The organism is Pseudomonas sp. 05T35, assembly GCF_056396605.1.
This window is the reverse complement of record NZ_JBFTLU010000483.1, coordinates 1-3,261: the sequence shown is the minus strand read 5'-3', so window position 1 is coordinate 3,261 and position 3,261 is coordinate 1. Positions and strand designations below refer to the sequence as shown.

4 protein-coding genes are annotated in these 3,261 nt (G+C 52.1%); 2 read left to right on the top strand and 2 right to left on the bottom strand.

Features of this window, described 5'->3' with window-relative positions; all coding sequences use genetic code 11:
• Positions 1 to 370 precede the first annotated feature (370 nt).
• Positions 371 to 1,540: a hypothetical protein gene (locus tag AC1DH9_RS25695; RefSeq protein ID WP_427544901.1), complete on the top strand. Its 1,170-nt coding sequence runs from the start codon at positions 371 to 373 to the stop codon at positions 1,538 to 1,540.
• Positions 1,541 to 2,288: 748 nt separating this feature from the next.
• Positions 2,289 to 2,561 carry a hypothetical protein gene (locus AC1DH9_RS25690; RefSeq protein ID WP_427544903.1) on the top strand — a complete coding sequence of 91 codons (273 nt, stop codon included), beginning with the start codon at positions 2,289 to 2,291 and terminating at the stop codon, positions 2,559 to 2,561.
• A 76-nt stretch (positions 2,562 to 2,637) separates the two neighbouring features.
• Here the strand turns inward: AC1DH9_RS25690 and AC1DH9_RS25685 are convergent, their stop codons facing one another.
• Together AC1DH9_RS25685 and AC1DH9_RS25680 are read right to left on the bottom strand one after the other, a co-directional pair.
• Positions 2,638 to 2,928 (bottom strand): hypothetical protein, encoded by a 291-nt coding sequence (locus AC1DH9_RS25685; protein ID WP_427544905.1) that lies wholly within the window; start codon positions 2,926 to 2,928, stop codon positions 2,638 to 2,640.
• Positions 2,929 to 3,026: 98 nt separating this feature from the next.
• Positions 3,027 to 3,261 (bottom strand): TSUP family transporter (locus AC1DH9_RS25680; protein ID WP_477809030.1); only part of this gene is annotated, 235 nt, incomplete at its 5' end.

The following is a 3,261-nucleotide window of genomic DNA, read 5'->3' as shown; positions in this document are numbered from 1 at the left end:
TGTCACGAATGGGAGGTAACGATCCGAAGCAGTTATTCGTGACAGGCAGAAATCGGCCTGAAGCAGACACTCAAAACGTCTACTAAACCGGGACGGTTCAGTACGCGTTTTCGCTGCAGGTATTTGTCGGCCTGCACCTGCAGTAGATCTGTTCAGACCAAAACATCCTGAGATGACAGCCAAGCCTAAAATCTAACCGCCAGATCCCCCAGCACAGAATAGGATGCTTCGCTTATGATAGGTATGCCGTCGTGATCGACGAATTTCGCGCCAGGCAAATAGCGAAATCCTGGCGCGGAATTTGCCCATAGCGTCCATTATGCGAGGCTATTAGCCTCCCGAATGATTTCCGTCAATTGAGGAATATTGCATGCCCCCAGAAACCTGTATGTTTTGTGAGAATTTGGCGGGTAGTGAAGAGCATGTTTTCCTCTCATCTTTAGGTGGGCGAGCAGTTACGCGTCGAGCTACGTGCCTCGATTGCAATAACTCTTTCGCCAGCGAGGAAACAGGCAAGGTCGATGACGCTCTTGCTGAAGCACTCATTCAAATTCGTAATGCGCTAAAAATCTGGACTGGACGCGGTAAACCACCACCGACGATCTTTCGAGCTGGAACGATGGATGACGGAGTTGAATTTGACCTTGCACCAGGCGTGGTACCGCTTGTGAGAGCAGCCCAAATCCCAGATCAGCTTGTGCCAGGCCAGGTGATAGTTGCAAGGGACGTCAAAGATGCTAAACGGTTAAAATCAATTTTCGAAAAACGAAAATGGCCACTTTCAACAGATCAGGCGGTGCTAGTTACTAAGAAAGTCCCAAACATCCATTTGCGCGCTTTATTTGATGGCAATAAGGTGTGGCGATGCGTGGCAAAGACTGCCGTAGTTGGATGCGTTGTGCTTTATGGGAACGACCAAGCCAAAGCGGTTATTTCACCTGAACTGCTGACGTCCATTAGGCATGGGACTCCGCCTATTGGCCAGTTCGCAGGGTGGGACTATATAAATGATTGGCCTCAGGTCACGAGTTTAACGCCGCACAAAAACACCCCAGATGCCAGTCAATCCGGTTTTGAGCATTCATTGATCGTCACGGATGTTCAAGATCGATTGGTCGCTTATGTGGAGTTGTTTGGAGGATGGCGCTTTTCGGTCAATCTCGGCCCAAAGGCTGGCCTTCCGTTGAGAGGCATTGTTCTCAACCCTCGCTCGTCGAAGCCTGCTCGCTTTGAAGTCAACGCGATAGCCCCTGATTCATATTTACCTCGTACAGAGCAATCTTTTGAGACCGAGCATCAAAGAGTTTGGGCAGAGGTAACAGTTGCTGCTAATAGAGCAATGGAACGTTGGAACATTGAGTCTAAAGCACAATATGCACAGGATCTTTCAGATGATCTGATTAGTGCGGTTAGCGATGCTGGGGATGATGAAACTCAGCGCCAAAAAGTCATTGACGACTTCGCGGCTAAGCTCGTCTTGGTGGAATGGGGGGATACTTGGGAATCTGATCTTGGCACTCTCCTAGATGAAGATGCTTAGGCTGAAGGCTCCTAGCACGTTTTTCGTGAAAAAAGGGGCAGATTTACTTTTTATTGCGTCGAGGCTGATGGCARAYAAATAARTYTGYCCCCTTTTCATTCATGGGAGACCACAATGCCCTCCATGATGCTAGATACCAGGCCGAGCTATTTAGATTGGTCTATGAGTTGACTCAGAAAGCAAAATAGCAGGTTCAAGGCCACACGAAGAGTGCTCCATCTGAGGGGAAGTTTTAATCACCCCTAATTTCGTAGTCACTCGGTGGCCGCTTTGGGCCGTATCCTGCCCGTCAGGTCTGGCTTCTTTGGGCTCAGGCTGTGTGAAAACGCAGGCAGTGTTTTGATGTCTGCGTCGCTACGTAAAATTTGCCAGTAATGGGTTGATCAGCCGGACTGGAAATTTGCGTAGGAAGGCGTTTTCGTTCTGGTCTAGGGCCGAATAAATACAGATCCTACAGTAACCTAAGAATCCCTCACCTTGCCCCCCCTATGGGATGAAGCTTATAGTCCGCCCCGTCGCCCAAATGGCGACCAGGTTTGGCGACCTGTCGATCGGGTGCAAAAGCGCTGTGCTTTTTTGCAGGCGCTGTTGCACGCTCGCAAAGCTGTCTTTATGGCAGCTGTGCGCGGGAGACCTTCGGGTCTGCCGGTATTCCGATCCCGGTTCGCCAACCTGCGTACAGCTGCCACCCAATCGTTTGGCGACGATTGGGGGCGGTCAACCTTTGCATTGATCGGAGTTTTCAAACATGGATAGATACATGCCCCTCACCGGAATCGACCTGATCCCGGCCTCCCTGCTCATCGACACCCAAGCCCCACTCGACGTACTGCAAGCCACCGCCGACTACCGCATCCGCACCGTCACCCAGGTTCTCGAAAATATCGCTTTTCGTGCCGACCTCGAGAGCGACACCGTGGTGCTGGCCGACTTCGCCAAGCTGCTGGCCATTCCGTTGCGCGATGGGTGTGATGTGATGGATGTGATCGGCAGACGCTTGCGGGAGCAGGCGTCGAAGTGAATGTAAACGGGCGCCTTGAAGGCGCCCGTTTTGTGTACCGGGGAGCGATAGTGTCGTGAGATCAACCGGAACGGCGCTATTTGATCTGCACAATGACCGGGCCTTCCGTGACAATCGGCGGGCTCGCGTGGATATGCGAGGCATTTTTCTGAATCCACTCGCGCGCGACTTTCAAGCTCGCATCGCTGCCGGCCTTGTCCGTGCAAACCGTCACCGCAGTACCGCCATCCCCCGTATTCAGCAGCGTGTAGCTGACGAGGCCAGGCACTGTTCGAAGAGCAGCTTCGACATCGGCCTTGCGCTCTTCCAAGAGTTTGAATAGCTGCTGTGCTCCAGTACCCAGGTAGGTTCTTATCACCGCATACATAGTCGTCTCCTTTGGGAGTCCCGTCTTGATGCCAAGCCAGATCCGATGATCGCTGCTATCACTCAGGTTTCAGTTCACTCCCGACTTATTAAGTTTAGTCAATCGCCAGTGGCAAACGAGATGCAATGACTACCGGCCAGGGAGGTTCCAGTTGCCATGTGTTGCGAGAACCCCGCCCAGTAAATGAGTGCGGGCACGATGACAATGCCCCCACCAATTCCAAAAAAACCGGCAGTAACCCCTCCCAAAGCTCCGATGACTGCGAACAAGAGCCATGCTGGCATGGGAACCTCCTCTTGATGGAACGACCCATTTCGAGTCTCAGCAATAGGG